General features: G+C 66.7%; 16 protein-coding genes and 1 pseudogene. 6 read left to right on the plus strand and 11 right to left on the minus strand.

Translation table 11 applies throughout. From position 1 onward, the window contains the following. Positions 1-469: 469 nt before the first annotated feature. The 3 genes from ACWGDE_RS22335 to ACWGDE_RS22345 all read left to right on the plus strand — a co-directional run bounded on the left by ACWGDE_RS22335 (position 470) and on the right by ACWGDE_RS22345 (position 3,421). Positions 470-2,101 (plus strand): ISL3 family transposase, encoded by a 1,632-nt coding sequence (locus ACWGDE_RS22335; protein ID WP_453390758.1) that lies wholly within the window; start codon positions 470-472, stop codon positions 2,099-2,101. A gap of 24 nt (positions 2,102-2,125) precedes the next feature. Next, complete coding sequence (locus ACWGDE_RS22340) at positions 2,126-2,644, plus strand: hypothetical protein (protein ID WP_453390759.1); 519 nt, start codon at positions 2,126-2,128, stop codon at positions 2,642-2,644. A gap of 267 nt (positions 2,645-2,911) precedes the next feature. Then, positions 2,912-3,421: a hypothetical protein gene (locus ACWGDE_RS22345; RefSeq protein ID WP_453390760.1), complete on the plus strand. Its 510-nt coding sequence runs from the start codon at positions 2,912-2,914 to the stop codon at positions 3,419-3,421. Here ACWGDE_RS22345 and istB read toward each other — a convergent pair. The 7 genes and pseudogenes from istB to ACWGDE_RS22380 form a co-directional block, all read right to left on the minus strand. Further along, positions 3,411-4,201, minus strand: a pseudogene (gene istB / locus ACWGDE_RS22350) (IS21-like element helper ATPase IstB). The gene ACWGDE_RS22345 and the pseudogene istB sit on opposite strands and share 11 nt — an antisense overlap. Before the next feature lie 361 nt (positions 4,202-4,562). After that, complete coding sequence (locus ACWGDE_RS22355) at positions 4,563-5,531, minus strand: TniB family NTP-binding protein (protein WP_453390770.1); 969 nt, start codon at positions 5,529-5,531, stop codon at positions 4,563-4,565. An 86-nt stretch (positions 5,532-5,617) separates the two neighbouring features. After that, positions 5,618-7,693, minus strand: coding sequence for a Mu transposase C-terminal domain-containing protein (locus ACWGDE_RS22360; RefSeq protein ID WP_453390761.1), 2,076 nt, complete (start codon positions 7,691-7,693; stop codon positions 5,618-5,620). A 59-nt stretch (positions 7,694-7,752) separates the two neighbouring features. Then, on the minus strand, positions 7,753-8,517 hold the full coding sequence (locus ACWGDE_RS22365; RefSeq protein ID WP_453390771.1) for a TnsA-like heteromeric transposase endonuclease subunit: 765 nt from the start codon (positions 8,515-8,517) through the stop codon (positions 7,753-7,755). 154 nt (positions 8,518-8,671) lie between these two features. Beyond that, a complete protein-coding gene (locus ACWGDE_RS22370) occupies positions 8,672-10,063 on the minus strand; it encodes a DNA-binding protein (protein WP_453390762.1) in 1,392 nt (463 codons plus the stop codon). A 108-nt stretch (positions 10,064-10,171) separates the two neighbouring features. Next, positions 10,172-11,542, minus strand: a complete 1,371-nt coding sequence (locus ACWGDE_RS22375; protein ID WP_453390763.1) for a hypothetical protein — start codon at positions 11,540-11,542, stop codon at positions 10,172-10,174. A gap of 490 nt (positions 11,543-12,032) precedes the next feature. Continuing rightward, positions 12,033-12,323 carry a hypothetical protein gene (locus ACWGDE_RS22380; RefSeq protein WP_453390764.1) on the minus strand — a complete coding sequence of 97 codons (291 nt, stop codon included), beginning with the start codon at positions 12,321-12,323 and terminating at the stop codon, positions 12,033-12,035. A 48-nt stretch (positions 12,324-12,371) separates the two neighbouring features. Here ACWGDE_RS22380 and ACWGDE_RS22385 point away from each other — a divergent pair, with 48 nt between their 5' ends. Next, the gene (locus ACWGDE_RS22385) at positions 12,372-13,397 is read left to right on the plus strand and encodes a nucleotide kinase domain-containing protein (RefSeq protein ID WP_453390765.1); all 1,026 of its coding nucleotides are present in this window, start codon (positions 12,372-12,374) and stop codon (positions 13,395-13,397) included. Positions 13,398-13,403: 6 nt separating this feature from the next. Here ACWGDE_RS22385 and ACWGDE_RS22390 read toward each other — a convergent pair whose 3' ends face one another. Genes ACWGDE_RS22390 through ACWGDE_RS22405 form a run of 4 tightly spaced genes read right to left on the minus strand, consistent with a single transcriptional unit; the run spans position 13,404 to position 15,815 of the window. After that, the gene (locus ACWGDE_RS22390) at positions 13,404-14,192 is read right to left on the minus strand and encodes a thymidylate synthase (protein ID WP_453390766.1); all 789 of its coding nucleotides are present in this window, start codon (positions 14,190-14,192) and stop codon (positions 13,404-13,406) included. Between the two features lie 53 nt (positions 14,193-14,245). Next, on the minus strand, positions 14,246-15,139 hold the full coding sequence (locus tag ACWGDE_RS22395; protein ID WP_453390767.1) for an ImmA/IrrE family metallo-endopeptidase: 894 nt from the start codon (positions 15,137-15,139) through the stop codon (positions 14,246-14,248). After that, positions 15,136-15,534, minus strand: a complete 399-nt coding sequence (locus ACWGDE_RS22400) for a helix-turn-helix domain-containing protein (RefSeq protein WP_381522927.1) — start codon at positions 15,532-15,534, stop codon at positions 15,136-15,138. Before ACWGDE_RS22400 ends, ACWGDE_RS22395 begins: the two co-directional genes overlap by 4 nt. Further along, positions 15,531-15,815 carry an acyl carrier protein gene (locus ACWGDE_RS22405; RefSeq protein WP_453390768.1) on the minus strand — a complete coding sequence of 95 codons (285 nt, stop codon included), beginning with the start codon at positions 15,813-15,815 and terminating at the stop codon, positions 15,531-15,533. The genes ACWGDE_RS22400 and ACWGDE_RS22405 overlap by 4 nt, the downstream gene beginning before the upstream one ends. 98 nt (positions 15,816-15,913) lie before the next feature. Here ACWGDE_RS22405 and ACWGDE_RS22410 point away from each other — a divergent pair, with 98 nt between their 5' ends. Continuing rightward, a complete protein-coding gene (locus ACWGDE_RS22410) occupies positions 15,914-16,792 on the plus strand; it encodes a nucleoside triphosphate pyrophosphohydrolase family protein (RefSeq protein WP_381609831.1) in 879 nt (292 codons plus the stop codon). Between the two features lie 243 nt (positions 16,793-17,035). Beyond that, complete coding sequence (locus ACWGDE_RS22415) at positions 17,036-17,239, plus strand: cold-shock protein (RefSeq protein ID WP_453390769.1); 204 nt, start codon at positions 17,036-17,038, stop codon at positions 17,237-17,239. Positions 17,240-17,652: the final 413 nt, after the last annotated feature.

Below are 17,652 nucleotides of genomic sequence, written 5' to 3' on the forward strand. Positions count from 1 at the left end.
TGACCTGCGGCCGCAGGCCGGCCAGCCCCGGTGGGTGGGGCGGGGGTGCCCCGGGCGGCCCCCGCCAGGCTGGGTCTGCGTGCTGTTGGGCCCGCATGCGGTCGGTGTACCCCCCCCCCCCCCTCGTGCACAGGCTCAGGTTCTCCGCGGTGACCGGTCTGCTGGTCTACTGCCGGACGAAGGGCTCGCTACCCTCCGGGGCATAGGCCAGGTCCAGCTCTGCCTGATCTTGATCCGTGGAGTACAGGAAGAACAGGTCGCACCTCGGGCCACCGGCGGCGGCCGTCAACGTGACCTCCGTAGCCGGCCCGACGGAGTCCAGATGCCAGGGTCGCCAGGTTGGCTGCGTCAGTGACAACTGGGGTCTTACAAGATTTTCGTAGGGCTTGATCGAGATCGCTGACGGGGCGTGACATCCGTTCTCTGCAGCAGGATGCTCCGACGGTGTGACGAGATACTGAGGAAGCTCTTGCCGCAATTCGGCACGGTCATGGTCGAGTCGGTGCGGGTCGAGAGGGACATATTGGTGGTGACCGCACGTACTCGTGCGGCGCCTGCGGAATGTCCGGGCTGCGGTCAGTGGTCGGCATGGGAGCACAGTCGCTACGTGCGCCACCTCGGAGACGAGGCCGTCGGCGGGCGGGCGGTGCGGATCGATATATCGGTGCGTCGGCTGTACTGCGAAAACGCGGCGTGCCCGAAGGTGACGTTCGCGGAGCAGGTCGGCGGGTTGACGGTGCGCTACCAGCGCCGGACCCCGGCTCTGCAGCGCGTGGTTGAGGCCTTCGCGGTCGCCCTGGCAGGCAGTGCGGGAGCCCGCTTGCTGGTCCACCTTCATCAGCGGGTCAGCTGGAGCACCCTGCTGCGCATCGTCATGGCGCTGCCGGACCCTCCCGCTGCCGTGCCCCGGGTGCTGGGTGTCGATGACTTCGCCCTGCTCCGGGGGCAGAGCTATGGAACGATTTTGGTCGACACGCTGACCCGGCTGCCGATCGAGGTGTGGGAGGGCCGTACCGCTGAGTCCCTGGCCATGTGGCTGCGTGAGCACCCTGGTGTGCAGGTGGTGTGCCGGGACGGGTCGGAGGTCTATCGTGCGGGTATCACGGCGGGCGCGCCCGAAGCAGTGCAGGTCAGTGACCGTTTCCACCTGTGGCAAGGGCTGACCCGACGGGTCCGGGACGTGGTCGCGGCTCACCGCGCCTGCCTAACACCTCCGCCACGTGGCACCGTACCGATGGCAGGACCCGATCCGGGAACCGGCGCCCACAGCGCCGCACTCCCCGAGCCCGCCGGGCGGGCCGCGGACCGGGCCCGTGCCACCCACACCGCCGTCCACGACCTCCTCGCCCAGGGCATGGGCCTACGGGCGGTGGCCCGCCAACTGGGTATCGGCCGCAAAACGGTCCAACGCTACGCCCGGGTGGATCGCTGGCAGGACAAGGTCCCGCTCTGGCCCAGAAGACCGAGCCTGCTAGACCCGCACCGCGACTACCTGCTGCAACGATGGGATGAAGGGGAACACAGCAGCACCGCCCTGCACCGCGAGATCACCGCGCGCGGTTACACCGGCAGCTATGGCATCGTCCGCGATCTCCTTGCCCCGCACCGCGCTGCCGAACGCGGGCATCCGGCGGGAGCAGTGCCCCAGCCCGCGGCACCCGGTGTTCTGGAGATGACGCGCTGGCTCACCTGCCGCCCCGAGAACCTCACCGAAGACCAGCGGACCCAACTCAAGAGGGTCCTGGTCCGCTGCCCGGAACTCGAAGCCACTGATCAGCATGTTCGGGCCTTCGGCACTCTGCTCACCTCAGGCACCGACAACGGCCTGGACACCTGGATCGACACCGTCTGCGCCAGCGGTCTGCCCGCCCTGCCCAGCTTCGCCCGGGGCCTGGCCGCGGACCTCGATGCTGTCCGCGCGGGACTCACCCTCACCTACAACTCCGGCATCAATGAAGGCCGCGTCACCGACCTGAAACTGATCAAACGCCAGATGGGAGGCCGGGCCCGGATCCGTCTGCTGCGCAAGCGCGTCCTGCTCGTCGCAGCCTCACGCCGCACTGCCCCACCAACCGCAGAGGATCTCAGCGCTGACCCGTGACTGATCCGCCCATAGGCTGGTGACGTGCAGGAACTCACTCACTCGGACAGTATCTTCATCAACTTCCGCGACCATGTCTTCAGCGATTCCGGAGGGCACGGCTACCGCTGGATCGACATCAAGAGGTTCCGCCTGCCGGCTGACGCGCCCAGCGATCTCGACGTCATCGTGGCCTTGATCGCCAATGTCCAGTTCCGCGACGACTACGCGGGGGGCGGCGTCGACCCGGCCGGCACCCGGCACGGCCCGTACTGGACCCAGAACGTCACCTCCGACGCCTACCGGGCGATCACCCGGGACGACGCGGCCAGAACCCTCCAGAGCTGGGCCGGCCAACATGGCCCGCTTCCCAGCTCCCTGGAGGACGCTCTGGAACGTGAGGTGCATCCCGTGCTCCGGGCGGCTACCAGCTGCTACGAACTCTCGAATCTCGGGCCCGAGGCGTTCCACGACTGGGGAGGCGTGCACATCGACTTCCACGAGTTCGTGGTCATCGATCGCCAGGAGTCGTCCCTGACCCTGCTCGTCGCCGCCGACGACTGACGCCACGGACCGCACCTGATCAACGTCTACGAAAATCTTGTAAGACCCGACAACTGACCCCAGAGGTAGGTCAGTTCTGACTCCGTTCAGGGGTATCAGGAGCAAGATCTGAATGTGAGAAGTGACTCCACCTCGGACACGTAAGCGGCCAATGCTTCAGCCGTTCTGGAAGGTGGTCGACCTCTCGGACCGGTAGATCAAGCCGGTCCGAGCTGTGGCCGTAGGGCTCGCGACGCCCCGCCTTGGCAAGCGTGAAAGCATGCGGCCATGCCCATCCCACACCCCAATGGCCACTACGCGATTACCGCGATGTACTCCGTGGCCGATGACGCCTGGTACTTGGAACTGGAGCTTGCCGCCGAGCAACTCCACCTTGTGACCGCAGTCGTCCCCGACGAGGATCCTGCACGAGAACCGACGGTGTGCTTCGATCCTCGCGGGCGTCACCTGGAAGTTCCCTACGAGGTCATGCGCTGGTTCATGGACCAAGTCGACGAAGAGATCCGTTCGTCTCGTGCCTGGATGCAACTACGGCCCGAGCTCGTTGAGGTCATTTACCGACTGCGCCAGGAATACATGGGACTCATTGACGATGAAGACTTCCCTCAGGTCCTGGCTGAGATACGTGCCGCACTTCCGGAAGCGGATCTCCCCGCTGTTCTTTCGGCGGCCTTCGGGTTGAATCCAGACGGCACCACCGTGGACCATTCGCACGTGCGTGCCGATGGCCAAGGAGACAGCTCTGGCCCCGTGAACGGGACAAACGTCAGCTTGTGACCGCCGCGGCGGCTTCGGCGCGGGCCCGTGTGACGGCCAGTCGGTAGGAGTCGGTTCCGGTTTCGATGATGTTGCCGCCGAATGTTAGGCGGTCGACGATGGCCGCGCAGAGTCGGGGGTCGGTGAAGGTTTTCGTCCAGCCTCCAAACGATTCGTTGGAGGCTATCGCCACAGAGCTCTTTTCCTCGCGCTCTGGAAGAGTAGTTCGGCTCCGCGCCGGTCCAGTTCCATATATCCCAGCTCATCAATACAGAGAAGGTCGACGCGACCATAGCGGGCGATGGTCTTGGCGAGGAGTTTCTCGTCGGCGGCTTCGACGAGTTCGTTCACGAGTTTGGTCGCGAGGACGTACTTGACCCGGTAGCCGTGCATCGCGGCCTCAGTGCCGAGTGCGATCAGCAGGTGTGATTTCCCGGTCCCGGAGTCGCCGATCAGGCAGAGCGGCATGCTCTTCTTGACCCAGTCGCAGGAGGCCAGGGTGTGGATGGCCGCAGGGTCGATGGCCGGGTTGGCATCGAAGTCGAAGGCCCGGAGTGATTTGTCGCGCGGGAAGCCGGCGGCCTTGATGCGCCGCTCGGAGCGGCGCCGGGCCCTGTCGTCGCATTCCGACATCAGTAGCTCGGCCAGAAACCCGCGGTAGGTCATCTGGTCCTGTGCGGCGGCCGCGGCCAGTTCCGGGTACTGGGCCCGGATCGTCGGCAGCCGCAGCATTCGGCATGCTTGGTCCACGGCCGCGTCCGCGGCTTCCTCGGTCAGTCCCCGGTTGCGCTTTGCGGTCATGATTCCCCCTGTTGGGCGGATGGTCCGGCGTGCCGGCGGCGCAGCCGCAGCAGTTCGTCGTAGGCAGCCACCGACGGCAGCGGCCTGGGGTCGGGCGGCTGACGCTGGAGGGGGTGGTGGTTGATGCACCGGGTTTCGTCTGAGCTGGTGTGTTGTGAGTTCGTTGAGAGGTCGGGTAGGCGGGTCCGGGGGAGTGGTTCGGGTGTCTGACCTGGGGCTATGTGTTCCGCGCTGAGTGTGGCGTGGTGTGTTGTGGATGGTTCTAGCATGTAAGGGCTCGGCCGGCGTTTGTGCTGGTCAGGGCCCTTTCGTGTTGTCGGGGTCGGGGTCGGGGTCGGGGTCGGGGTTAGCGGGTTCGGGGTTAGCGGGTTCGGGTGGGGTGGTGGTGGGTTTCGGCGAGGTGGTCGAGTTGGATGGCGTCGAGTGCTGTTTTGGTGATGCGTTCGGTGCCGTCACTGATGGCGGTGATGGCGGCTTGGCGGATGAGTCGGGTGAGGGATCCGATGCGGCCGGCGGTGCGTTGGTGGAGATACACCGCGTGGCGGGGGAGGGTGCCGGGCTTGTGGTGGGTGAGGTCGAGGGCGTTTTCGATGTCGGTGATGACGTTGCGGAATGGTTGGCGGGTGCCGTGGCGGGCGGGGAGTGGGCCGCAGGTGACCAGGGTGGCGCGTCCGGCGAGTTGGGCGCCGCGGGTTCCGGTGAACAGAGGGGTGTCGGTGACGTTGATCCCGGCGTAGACGAACGTCGCGGGGAGGCGTTCGGTGAGGTCTTTGATGAGGTCGGCGGTTTGGGCGCCTGTGGTGGTGCGGGGGTTGAGGCGGTGGATTTCGTCGACGAGGACGAGTTGGACACCGGCGGCTGTGTAGGTGTGGCAGACGGCGTCAGTGATCTGGGTCTGGGTCATGCGGGCGGTTATGGGGATGGCGAGGTAGCGGGCGAACTCGGTGATGAGGGTCTTCGCGGTGGCGCCGGGCGGGACGAGGACGTAGGCGACGGGTACCGCAGCGTGGGCTGACCGGGGCGGGGCGGGGTTTTTGCGTTGGTGGGCGAGGTGGCAGGCCCGGCCGACGTGGAGGAGGGCCGTTGTTTTCCCGGCCGCTGCGGGCCCGGTGACGATCAGGGAAGGGCGTGCGGTGGCCTGCTGGTGACGGCCGAGGATCATCAGGGTGCGTACCTGGGTGGCGAGGGTGTCGATGGCGGGTGTGCGGATGGTGACGAAGCGGGAGTGGTAGGCGAGGCGTTCTGCAACGCTGCGGGGCGGGTCGCCGGGCTGGGGTGGGGCCGGGGGGTCGGTGGTGGCGAAGCGCTGCCAGCCCTGCCAGGTGGTCAGCGGCCAGGACGCCTCGACCGCGCTGCTGCCGTCCGCGCCGGCTGGTGTTGTGCTGCTCGGGTCCGGTGTCGTGGGGTGCGGGTTGTTCACCACTTGGCGGCTTCCTCGTGTGCGTCGTAGAGCCCGAACCCGCCTGCCTGCGAGGCGGGCCGGCTGTCGTCGTCGGGCAGGTCGTCGAGGTCGTCGATGCTGTCGTCCTCGCCGTACTGCGCGTCCTCGCCGTGCTGTGCACGGTCGCCGGCATGGTGTCCGGTGCTGGTGCCGACAGGGTGTTCTGCGGGCCGGGCGGCGGGCACCGGGACGGTGGCTGTGCGGGCGATGAGGGCTCGTTCGGTCTTGGTGGCGTGGCCGCTGTGGACGCGGCGCATCAGCTGGTCGAGGGCGTCGGCGAGGTCGGCTTCCTGCTGCTCGGCGTCGCTGTGGTTGCTGTGCAGGGCGAGGGACCTGATGTGCTGCCAGGTGTGGTCGTTGAACGGCTGGTGGACGTGGTCGCGGTGGATCCAGGGGATTTCGGTGAGTGCGCCGTCGGGCAGGCGGACCCAGATCTGGCGGACGTCGTGGGGGTTGTAGTGGATCTCCCACTTCCCGTTGCGGCTGGCATGGGGGGAGGACTGGCGGCGGTAGGGGGCGAGGAGGTCGTGGTCGTAGGTGCGGTGGTGGATGCGGATGCCGGAAGCGGTGATGGCCTGCCACCGCAGGGGCAGCAGTTCGAGGTAGTCGCCGCCGGTGAGGGGGACGGGCACGTAGCCGGCGACGGCGAGAAGGGCGGCCCACATCTGGTTCGGGGTGAGGGCTTTGCCCGGCATCATCGGGTGGCGCAGGCCTTCGTGGGGCCGGTGGTGGTAGTGCACCAGCCATTCGTCGAGGAGGTCCTGCAGCTGGGTAACGCTGTAGCAGGCTTCGTGCTCGGTGTCGCGACCACGGCGGGTGACGTCGGATCCGGTGTAGCCAGGCAGGTACTGGCACCACATGGCGTTGATGGTGCCGAAAGCTCGCTCCACGATGCCTTTGGCGGTAGGGGCGTGGGGCGGGGCGGGCTGGACACTGATGCCGAGGCTCTCGCAGGCGGCGGTGAACGCGCGGGAGACGAAGACTTTGCCGCGGTCGACGACGATCGTCTCGGGCAGGACGACCGGCCGGGCCGCGGCCCCGGCCAGGCGCTCGTCCAGCGTGGCCAGCCGGCGGTAGGGCAGGGCGGGGGCCTGGTCCATGCGCAGGATGTCGGGCCAGGCGGGCCGAGCGGGGTGCGGGACGGCCATCTCCGCGAGGAGCAGGGCCGCGTCGACGGCCTTGGTCGCGCTGGGGCACAGGACGGCGGCGAGGATGGCGCGGGTGGCGACGTCGATGGCGATGGTGAGTTCGGGGCGGGCCAGGGTGCCGTCGTCGAAGAGGGCCAGGACGTCCAGGCGGGTGGTGTCGACCTGGACCTGCTCGCCGGGCCGCAGCGCGATGGCGGGAGTGAAGGCCCGCCCGTCGAAACTCGCGGGGATCTGGCGGACCGGTCCGGAGGGCAGTTCGCCGGGGCGGGCGAGAGAAGTGACGAGACGGTACAGCGTGGCCTGGGACGGCGCTGGCACAGTGCCGGGACCGTGCCGCTTTTCCAGGATCTGGGTGATCAGAGGGAAGAGGCCGTTGATGGTTCCCTTGGAACGGCCACGCCGGCGGCGCAGCGCTTCACGGACGGCGGCCACAACCCGTTCGTCGGCCCGCCCGGTGGGGCTGGAGGCGCGGGTGGTGCGGTGGTCGAGGAGCCCCCACAGGCCCTGCTTGCGGTAGTCCAGGCGCATGCGCTGCACCGTGGTGCGTGAGACACGGCCGAACCCGAGCGCGGTCAGCTCCTCGGCCTTGGCCAGTTCCCGCTCGGCCAGCGTGTGCTGTGCGGGGTCGTACTGCTCCCGTACGACGCCTTCGCTGCCGGGCCCGCCGGGCAGCCCGCATTCGACTTCCCTCACGTGCCGCTGCCAGGCCAGCGCCTTCTCGCGCGCCGCGGCAGGGGCAGTCTCGAACAGCCCCCACTGCGGCACCGCCGCAGGTGGGTCGGCTCCGATGACGGCGAAGCCGGGGTCGGCGAACAGGTACCCGGCGAGCACCGTCTCACCGCCACCGTCCGGGCCGACCAGGCGGATGTCCTGCCCGGACAGGGCGACCACCTGCCACTTCACCTCACGGAAACGGACATGCGCCCCTACCTTCACAGTCGGCCGGGCATTGCGCCTCACGGTCACCGGATACCTCCCCTCTCGCCGGAACGGCTCGAGCTCCCCGGGCCGACGAGGACGCGTTCGTGCAGAGGGCTCTGCAGCGGTGTCGTCAGCTGTCCGAGCCACAGGGCGTGGAAGACGACGGGAAGAACCTCGATGGGGTCGCCGGCCGCTTCGGCGCCTTCGATGAGCGGCCGGGGCTGCGCGAACGCGCCGAGTACGGCCGCCATAAGGCCAGTACGCCCCTGGTTGCGGGGATGGCGGTAGCCGGCCAGCCATTTCAGATTGGCGGCCGCGACATCGTCGAGCGGTGCAAGACGCAGGTAGCTCCAGCCGATCTGAGCACACGCCTCACTCACCGCTTCGGCGGCCTTCACCGCACGCTCACCTCCCGCTTCCGGGTGGCTGGGGCAGTCGGCCAGCAGAGCGCTGCCGTCGCTGTACCGGGCGAAGAGCTGCGGCACCCACGAACGCACCTGCCCACGGTCGCTGCGCCACAGCAGCCGCACCGGCCGCCCCGCGAGCCCGATTACCCGCGGATCTCGATCCAGGACCATCAGCTGGGTCCGCATCGCGTTCGACCCCGCGGCCACATGCCGCCCGGTCGTCGCCGACCACCACAATCCCGGCCCCCACCGGCGCCCCGGGATCACCGGGAACGCCGACACCGGCTCCAATTCCTCGAACGCCACAGCCACGGCGGCATCCGTCCACCGCTGCTGGACCGTCTGCCCGACCGGGTCGAGGAAGACCGCCTCGAAGGCACTCCCAGGATCCACAACCACTCGCCCCGCCCGGCTCCCGGACCGGGCCCCTCCTACGCTGGTCACCTGAGCCAGCCAAGCCCCTCCCGCCGACGGACCCCGCTGCTTTCAGGATTTCTGCCACAAACGAGTGCAGTGTCAGCGAAAAGCCAACGCACCCGTCCGTGCTGCGCTTTCAGTCGCTGTCTTCCTCCTTGCCCGCTGTCAGCATGCTCCTGAGCTCCTCGGCCGATAGGTCCACCCACCGGGCCACCTCCTCCAGCGGCACCCCGCCATTCACCGCCGCCACCGCGGTCCGCTTCCAGGCCGCCTCAACCAGACCGGCACTGTGCCCGAGACCGCGCAGCAACTGCCTGGCGACATCGGCGGTCGGCCCGCTCTGCACGCCGCGCAGCTGGACGAGCTGCTCCTCGGCACTGTCGATGAGGCTGCCGATGAGGGCCCGCTGCTCGGGCGGCACCGCCGTCCGCCACATCGTCCCCGTACCGGGCGCCTTCTTTTCCTTGCCCAGCACTCGCAGCTGTCCGGCCATGGACGCAGGCTGATGCTCCTGACGCACCCACCACGGATCGCTGTCGTATCCGGGCGGACCGCCGGCTCCGCGGCGCTGGCGGATGACTGCGCCCATCCAGGACGTCAACGGACCGCCGTAATCGGTCGCCGCCAGAGGCCCCAGCCATTCCCGCCCAATCAGCTCACCGAGCCGGCGGCAGAACACGCCGTCGGCGGGCAGCGCCCGCGGCTGCCCGGCACCACTGTCCTTCCACACCAGCTCGACCATGCCCGGGTCCAGCAGCGCGTCGGCGACCGCCACCACCTCGGGGAAGACGATCACATCCCGCCCCATGATCCGCCACCGCTCCAGATCACCACCAGCATCACCGCCCGCGACCTGATGCAGACGCCGCGGCCAGATCGTCTCCCGCTCCCAGCCCAAGGCCTGCTCCCACCAGCGGGCCACCACCGCATACGCCAAAGCGAACACCCCCTCCGGCACAACCCCGGCACGCACCGCACGCCGCGCCACCCCGGCCCACCGCCGCTGCGCAGCGCTCACCTCCGGCAGCAGCCTCACACCCAGATACTCCAGGGGCTGGTCGGCATCCGCGTCCAGGAGCCACCGCCCGTGCCCGACACACACCCGCTGCCAACGTGGCGCGTACTGTACGACCCGAGCCGCCACCCCCGTGCGCCGGGCCGTACACAGGCGGCAGCCGAACGCCACCGGCCCGCCGACCGTACCGCCGATCCGCCACACCGCCGCCGGCACTCCTTCGGCGGGTGACTTGGCGTCGCCCAGCTCCCAGGACGGCAACGCGCGCGCCAACACGTCCTCCCTGACACCGCACAGGCTCGCCAAGAGCTGCCGCCCGGCCGCGTTCAGCAGTACCTCGGCGTCGGCTCGCCCACGCCCGCCGTCATGCACAGGTTGATAGCTGCTCCATTGCCACCAAGACCGCAATGCCTTTGCTTCCATCCCGTAGCGGCTTGCGATGCGGCAGATCAGCGACGAGGTCGTTTCTCCCTGCAGAGGAGCGGTCCGCAGGAGGGAGAGGTAATGGCTCACCCCACTACGGTCTCGTGTTCGCCGTCCCGACCGGGCCCTTTCGCAACAGATGCCCAGCAGGTCGAGGGAAATCGGTTCCGCGCGGGTCGGCGGTATGGGCTGCCACCTTCAGGCTGGCTTGGCTCCTTCCGCGGGCGGTGAGCCTGTCGCGTACTTCTTGAGCTCCTTGTCCGTGAGGAGCAGGAGGTCAACCGCGCAGCCGATGCTTCTACGGAGATCACTGAGGGTGTACGGGGAGCTCGGGTTCAGTGCGTCGAGGTTCGGCTGATCGTTGAGGCCGTACTGGACACGGCGGTGATGGGCGCCGATCCCTTGGAACACCAGCGGCACCATCTTGGCCATGCGCACGTCCGTGCGCCCGGCTGTGACGAACCAGTCGTTGGGGATGGGGAAGAAGCGGTCGAATGCTTCGAGCGCGGTCGGGATCTCGTCGGCGGGGATGCCGGAGTACCTCGACATCCACTCGAACTCCTGCTCCTGCCGGTCTTCCAGGTAGAACCCGCCCCATCCCCACAGGAACTGCTGCCAGAAGGTCGCATAGCGTGGGTAGTTCGGTTGCTTGCGTAGCCACTTGATGCCGCTGTGGAAGGTCGTCGGAAGGGCGTGGTAGGTCAGGCCCTGGAAGAGCCACTTCCCTCCCTCAGCTTCCTGTTCCGGGACGCCTTCGGGGTGGGTCAGGGCGTAGTCGACCGCTGCCTTGAGGATCGAGAGGCGGGCTCGGTGTTCGAAGTATGTGCAGGCTTGGAGTTCCGGAAACGTGCCCTCGCGCATCATCGCCGTGTAGCTCGGGCTGGTTGAGGAAGGCGACTGCGGGTCGAACGAACCCCCGTCCAGTTCGTGGGCGTAGCCGAGCGACAGCTTCGGGTGCTCCTGGTATGCCTCGTACAGCATCGCCAGGGACTCCTCCGGAGCGCGCGCGAAGAAGGTGCCGTTGTTGATCTGGCGGTGGTAGGTCTTCGCTGCCTTCGCCCCCTCTTCGCCCCTCTTCGCCCGCGCATGGATGAGCTTGATGAACCTACGCTCCACGCCGTACGAGTACCACCAGAGGTCGAGGAGATACGGCTCTACGAAGGAACCGAAGCCCTTCTCCTCGAACTGCGTAGGAGCGGCTTCGAAGTCGTTGAAGCAGACGACTTCCAGCCCCAGCGGGTTCATCCGAGTCGGAGCGTTCTCGCGGCCATCCCAGTTGGTGTGGAAGAAACCGCCGTGCTGGATCTTCAGATACTGCATCCAACCGACCACCTTGAACAGATCGGTGTATCCCCAGCCCCCGCCCTTGACCTCAGTAAGCCGGCGTACGACTTCATCGTGGGTGTAGTCGGTGGTGACGATGTCGAGCTCAAGGAGATCCGTCGGATCGGACTCCACGAGCGACTTTTCTACGAAGTGTCCCGACGCCTGGAAGAGCGCGGCCACGTAGTCCTCAAGTTCATCGCCGGCCCCTGGGATGTCCGACAGTTTTACAACTCGTTCACTCATCAAACCCCCTCTGCGCAGGTCGAGACTCTATCCCCGGACATGAGGGAGCACCTCCGCTTCTGTGCCGCTGGGATGTGAGGTCAGGGGGCCGCAGGGCTACCGAGCGGCGGCCGCGGTTCGCGGATACGCCCTGCACAGAGCCTCGGACGACCTCGAGTCCCTCGGCTGCTGCGCGTGGGCCCGAAGCTGTCGCCCGGACGCCTGGCGGTCGACCTCGCGACGAGCGCGTGGGCTGTACTTATCCGGGTTCGCGCTTGCGTCGTTCAAGGTGGGCACTGCCCATCCGTGGGGTCCTTCCGGGTTCGATGACCAACCCCTCGACGCTCCGCAAAGCGAATTTCGGAGGCCGCCCGGCCTCGCCGCGCCCAGTGGAGGGTGAACCATGCGTGGTGGCGTGGGCACATGCGCTGGTACGTGGGGTGGAACCCATCCGGCTGGTATCCCCGTGTAGTGACGCCTCTGCCACGTGACTTGTGAGGGCGGAGGTTCGTTAGGTCGGGGTGCCGCGGCGTGGTCCGGGTGCGCGTACGACGGGAAGGTCGGTGCGTTCTTCGTCGCCGGTGAGTGCGTCTGCGGGTAGACGGCGGTAGTGGTGCAGGAGGTCGGACACCTGCTCGGGTGCGACGTCGACGGCGGCTACGAGCGCGGCTAGCAGTTCGGCGCGGGAGGTGCGCTCGCCGGCTGCTGCAGCCGCGCGGACCAGGATGTTCAGCCTGCGGTCGACGTCCTCGGGCCAGAGCACGGAAGTCGTGCAGCGTTGCTGCTGGCACAGCAACTCCATGGCTCCTCCTCGGTGACAGCAGATATACAACGAATATATATTGCGTGCATGGTGATGTTGGTGCAAGACCGTCAGGCTCCCGCACGGCTCGACTCCGCGGTGATCCCAGTGCGTGTGCGTGGCCGGGATCTGCAGCCCACACCGGTCTTCGACACCTACTGGCGCTTTGCCGCCGCGAGGCAGGCCGTCTATGAGGCCCGCCTCGCGGGGAAGGCCCAGCCGTGGACAGACGACCCGATTCTGGCCCGGCATCGTTTCACCAACTGCTATCGCGCCGCCGACCGCGTCAGCCAGTTCTTGATCAGTGACGTCATCTACGAAGGCGACCAAGAGTGGGACGAAGTCTTCTTCCGCACTCTGCTGCTCAAGATCTTCAACAAGGAGTCCACCTGGCGGCTGCTCTCTGATGCGCTGGGGGAGCTGCGCTGGGACGGGTACGACTACCGAGCCTATGACGATGTGCTGTCACGCACGTTCGCGGCGGGGGAGCGGCTGTACTCGGCTGCCTACATCGTGCCTCCGCCGCAGCTTGGCGAGGAGCGCAAGCACCGTAACCATCTGCGGCTGCTGGAGATGCTGATGACCTCCGATGCTCCGCAGAAGGTCGTTGCCGCACCGACCCTGAGGGATGCCTACGAGGTCCTGCTGAGCTATCCGGCCCTCGGCCCTTTCCTGGCTTACCAGTTCGTGATCGACCTGAACTATGCGGCCGAGATGCCGTTCTCGGAGATGGACTTCGTCGTAGCTGGCCCTGGTGCACGGGACGGCATCCGCAAGTGCTTCGGTCCGAGAGCCGATGGCATCGAGTCGGACGTTATCCGGTACATGGCCGAGACCCAGGACGAGCACTTTGCTCGCCTGGGCCTGGTCTTCCCCGGACTGCGAGGACGGCCGCTACAGCTGATCGATTGCCAGAACCTGTTCTGTGAGGTCGACAAATACGCGCGCGTTGCCCACCCGGATGTCGCAGGCATCAGCGGGCGCAGCCGTATCAAGCAGACCTACCGCGCTACGACGGCACCGGTGCCGGCCTGGTTCCCGCCGAAGTGGGGAATCAACGACGTGGTCCGCTGAGGCTGTCTATGCAGCCATCGGTGTGGTGCCGCTCAGCAGTGGGCGGAGGGCAGCGATAGGTCCGTCCAGGTGGGCATGCCCGGCGATGACCGTGAGAGTGCCAGGTGTCAGTCCTGCTTGGTCGGCGATGTAGGCCAAGAGCCGGCCGAGGCCCAGGTAGTTGCCGTAGGCGCGTTCGAACATGTAGTGGCTGCGATACAGCGCTGCGCCATGGACCCGGCCGTCACGGTCTAGTTGGAAGGAGCAGTGGCTCAGGCAGGGGAATCCCCGGTAAAGGTTGTCGCGGTCGGCGGCGTGGACGAGTGCCTCGGCGGGCACTTCGCCGTCGGATGGGTGCGCCAGGTCGGCCTCGTAGGCGGCCGTCATCGGACCTTTGGAGGACGCCTGTTTACGGAGCCGGCCGATGATGTTGCCAACCTGGTCAATCTGGCTCTTCTCCGCGCCCGGGTAGGAAACGAGCCGGCCGAAGTAGGTGCCGTGAGCATTGCCCGGGTACCGCCTCAGCCTCGGATATGCCGCCCGGTACCGGGCTACCAGGGTGGCATGGTCAGCAGCCTGGGCTGCGAGCGCAGCGGGGAAGATCGTACTGGCGACGGTTTCGATCAGCTGGTGCTTCTTGGCGGTACGCAGCCGGTCCAGATCAGCTCGGAAACTGATGTCGTCGGCGGTCGGGTTGGTTATGCGTACAACAGTGTGGAGGCCGGTGCGCGTCGGGTTGTCTTTGCGGTCGAGGGCGTTGCAGGCGGCGATCCAGGCGCGAGTGACATCACGGCCTGTGACATCGAAGCTGATCATGAGACCTCCTGGCATGACAGGGGATGAAGCACGGTCCAGCGGGGCTGCGCGTGTCAGTCAGGCCATACGTCGTCGACACCGGCGCGGGGTGAGTCTCGGATGACTTCCAGCTGTAGCAGTTCGTCGTGTCCGGGCACTGAGACCTGCAGGACAACAGATCCGTAGAGTTCCTCGCTCACCACGGCCGCGTCGCCGGCAGCTGGAGGAGCCCCTGCTGTCCAGAGAGACAGACCTTTGGGCAACGAGGTGAAGCCGGCGCCGTCGATACGGACGAGGAGGACGTCACCGACATCTGCGTGCAGTTGCTGAAGATGAGAGTCAGCAGTGATCACATGGACATGTGTGTTCGCAGGCAGGGCGGCACCGCCGGTCAAAGTGTGGCGGAGAGTAGCCGGGGCGATCTTTACCCAGCGACTTGCCCGGCCTTCATCCAGCAGCCGGAGATGTTGTAGGTGCCGCACAGTGCCCGCGTACGACGTACCCAGATCCCTGGCAAGGCGGTACACCTGCTCTGGACTGGCCGGGGGTCCCTGACTGATCCGCTCGAGTCCGCGCAGCACTGCTGGGCGGGGCATGAGGAACCATGCGGCGAAGGCTTCCGCGATCTTCTCGTGGTCCGGCCAGCTGCCGTTGCCCCACCGGAGTAATGGGCTGAGGTTGTCGTCGGCTGAGGTGCCGTGAAGCAGGCGATGGTGCCCCAGTTCGTGGGCAGCTGTATGCCGCTGGGTGACGATGTCGAGGTCGGCGTTGAGGAGCACGGCTGGACCGTTGTCAGAGGGTGAGACGTAGACGCCAAACAGCCGTGGCATGGGCTGAGCCATGCCGGCCACTCCAGCTACCTTCAACGCCTTGTGGACCTGTACATACCGCGTGCGGTCAATGCCGAGATCACGGTGGGCTTGGACAGCAGCGATCCCGGCGATACGGTGCGCCGTTGCCCAGTTCACCGCTTGGCGTCCTGCCCGGGATCCTCCTGCTCGGCGGCGCGGCGAAGCGAGAGGTACTCCGCGAACTCCATCACGGTCTTCTGGTCTCCGTCGGTCAGCTGGGCCAGCGCCCGCGGCAGTCCAGCCAGGGCGTACTCGCCGGCATCTGCGTCCTTCTCATCGGCCAGAAGATAGGCAACCGGCTGCCGGTACAGGCGGGCCAGCTTCTTCAGCTCCAGGCTGTCCACCCGCCGCTCACCGCGTTCGATGTCGCTGATCGCGGATCGGGGAATCCCGGTGTTGTCGGAGACGAACTGCTGCGACATGTTGAGGTAGTCGCGGGTCTTCTTGAGCCGCTCCCCGAGCTGGATCAGCTCCGGGTCGCGTGCTCTGGCGTCGGAGGAGGGAGGGTTCATGACTGCTGCCTTTCGACGATGGCTTCTAGCACCGCGCGAGCGAAGGATTGAACAGACCGTGTGGCCTGAGCCGACTCACGGTCGGCGGGAATGGTGACGGAGTAGCGCTCCTCGATGCGGGTGAGGATCTCCACGATCAGAAGTGAGTCGACTGGCAACTCGGCTCCCGCCTCTTCGAGGCCTGCGCGGACCTCCGCCGCTGATTGACCGTGCAGTTCGGCGAGAAGCTCGATGATGATCGAGGTGATCTCTTCGAGCTGTGGCGTAGCAGTACTCAGCACTTCCCCCAATCGTCTGCGTTTCCAACGGTGTTGTCCTAGGATACGACAACGTCGCGAATCCCGACAAGGGTGTCGCAAGATCAGACAAGGGAGTGGACATGGACTTCCAGCGCTACCAGCAGGCCGCCATCAAGACCCTGCAGCCCTCTGCCGACGACACCGATCCTGTCCTTGTACCCCTCTTGGGGCTTGCCGGCGAAGTTGGATCCCTCTCGACCGCCTACAAGAAGAGCCTGCGGGATGGCCCTGCCTTCGAGCAGGGCAAGCTCCAGCTCCGAGAGGAGCTCGGCGACGTACTGTGGTACGTGGCTGCTCTGGCAGACCGCTTCGGCCTCGACCTTGACGACGTTGCTGCCGCAAGTCTGGAAAAGACCAAAGATCGCTGGCGGACGACGCCAGAAGCCGAACACACCCGTTTCGATGATCGTTTTCCTGAACACGAGCGCCTGCCGCGCCAGACGAGTCTCACCTTCACCCCCACAACGCGGGACGATGGCCGCACCTTGATCGTTGTGACACGGGAGGATGGAAACCCTGCTGGGGACCCATTGACCAGCGCCTCCCACATCGAAGACGACTACCGCTTCCACGATGTGTTTCACCTCGCCCACGCGGCAGTCCTTGGCTGGTCGCCGGTCACGCGCTTCCTTCTCGGTCGCAAGCGCAGGAGTGAGACTCGGACAGATGAAGCTGAGGACGGCGGCCGTGCGATCGCGATCGAGGAAGGCATCTCGGCTCTTGTCTTTTCCTACGCAGCGCGCCACCGCTACTTCGCCGACATCAAGCATGTGGACAACGAACTTCTGACCACCATCGCCCACATGACGGGGCACCTGGAAGTGAGTATCTGCAGGGCTGCAGACTGGGAGCATGCCATCCTCACGGGCTACACAGCTTGGCGCCAGCTTCGTGAACAGAACGGTGGCATCGTGCATCTCGACCTTGATCGGCGGCTTCTTAGCGTTGAGCCTGCATGAGCAGGTTGGTTGAGCACTGTGCAGTTCCACTGACTGTCGGCCCTGTGACGGTAGACCCGGCATAGGATGATCTTTCCAGAATCTAGCTCCAAACAAGATTGAAGCATTCTGGGTGGGATGACTGTTCTGACGGAGCCTCTGCATGGGCTTGACGATCATGTTTTCATCCTTTGACGTCTGGGGAGGATGGCGTGAAACCGGACGCGATCCATGCGTCCTGAGGGCGTCTTTCTAGGGGTGGGTATGGCTCAGGGCACTGTGAAGTGGTTCAACGGCGAGAAGGGCTTCGGGTTCATCTCGCCTGATGCTGGGGGTGCTGATGTCTTCGTTCATTTCAGCGCGATCGTGGGCACGGGCTTCAGGAACCTGGAGGAGAACCAACGGGTCGAGTTCGAGGTGACCCAGGGACAGAGGGGCCCGCAGGCCGCCGACGTCCGAGGGGTCTGAACCCGCTGGGCTGACCCAGCATGAGCGGAGTCAGCCCAGGCCGGGACCTCAGTGATCTTCCTCGCACAGCAGACAGTCCAACTGGGCTGCCTACTGCTGCCAGCCGGGCCCGCGGAGCGGGCCTTGGCCTGAAGGCGGAGCCGGAAGGCCAGGTGGGGGAGCGCAGCGGACCCACCCAACGGGCCGAAGGCCCGGACCCCGTGAAACGGGGTCACCTCCCCGAGCGAAGCGAGGGGAGTCCCTAGGCCGGCAAAGCCGGCCCGCTCTGGTGGAGCGCAGCGGAACCAGAGCAGTCCGAAGCGAAGCGCAGGACCCCGGCCCCGAAGGGGCCGGCTATAGCCCGGAGCGAAGCGGAGAGCTCGGGCCCGAAGGGCCCCGGCCGAGCGCAGCGAGGCCGTTCGGTCCTGATCGCG

The sequence above is a fragment of the Streptomyces sp. NPDC054956 genome, from assembly GCF_053609185.1.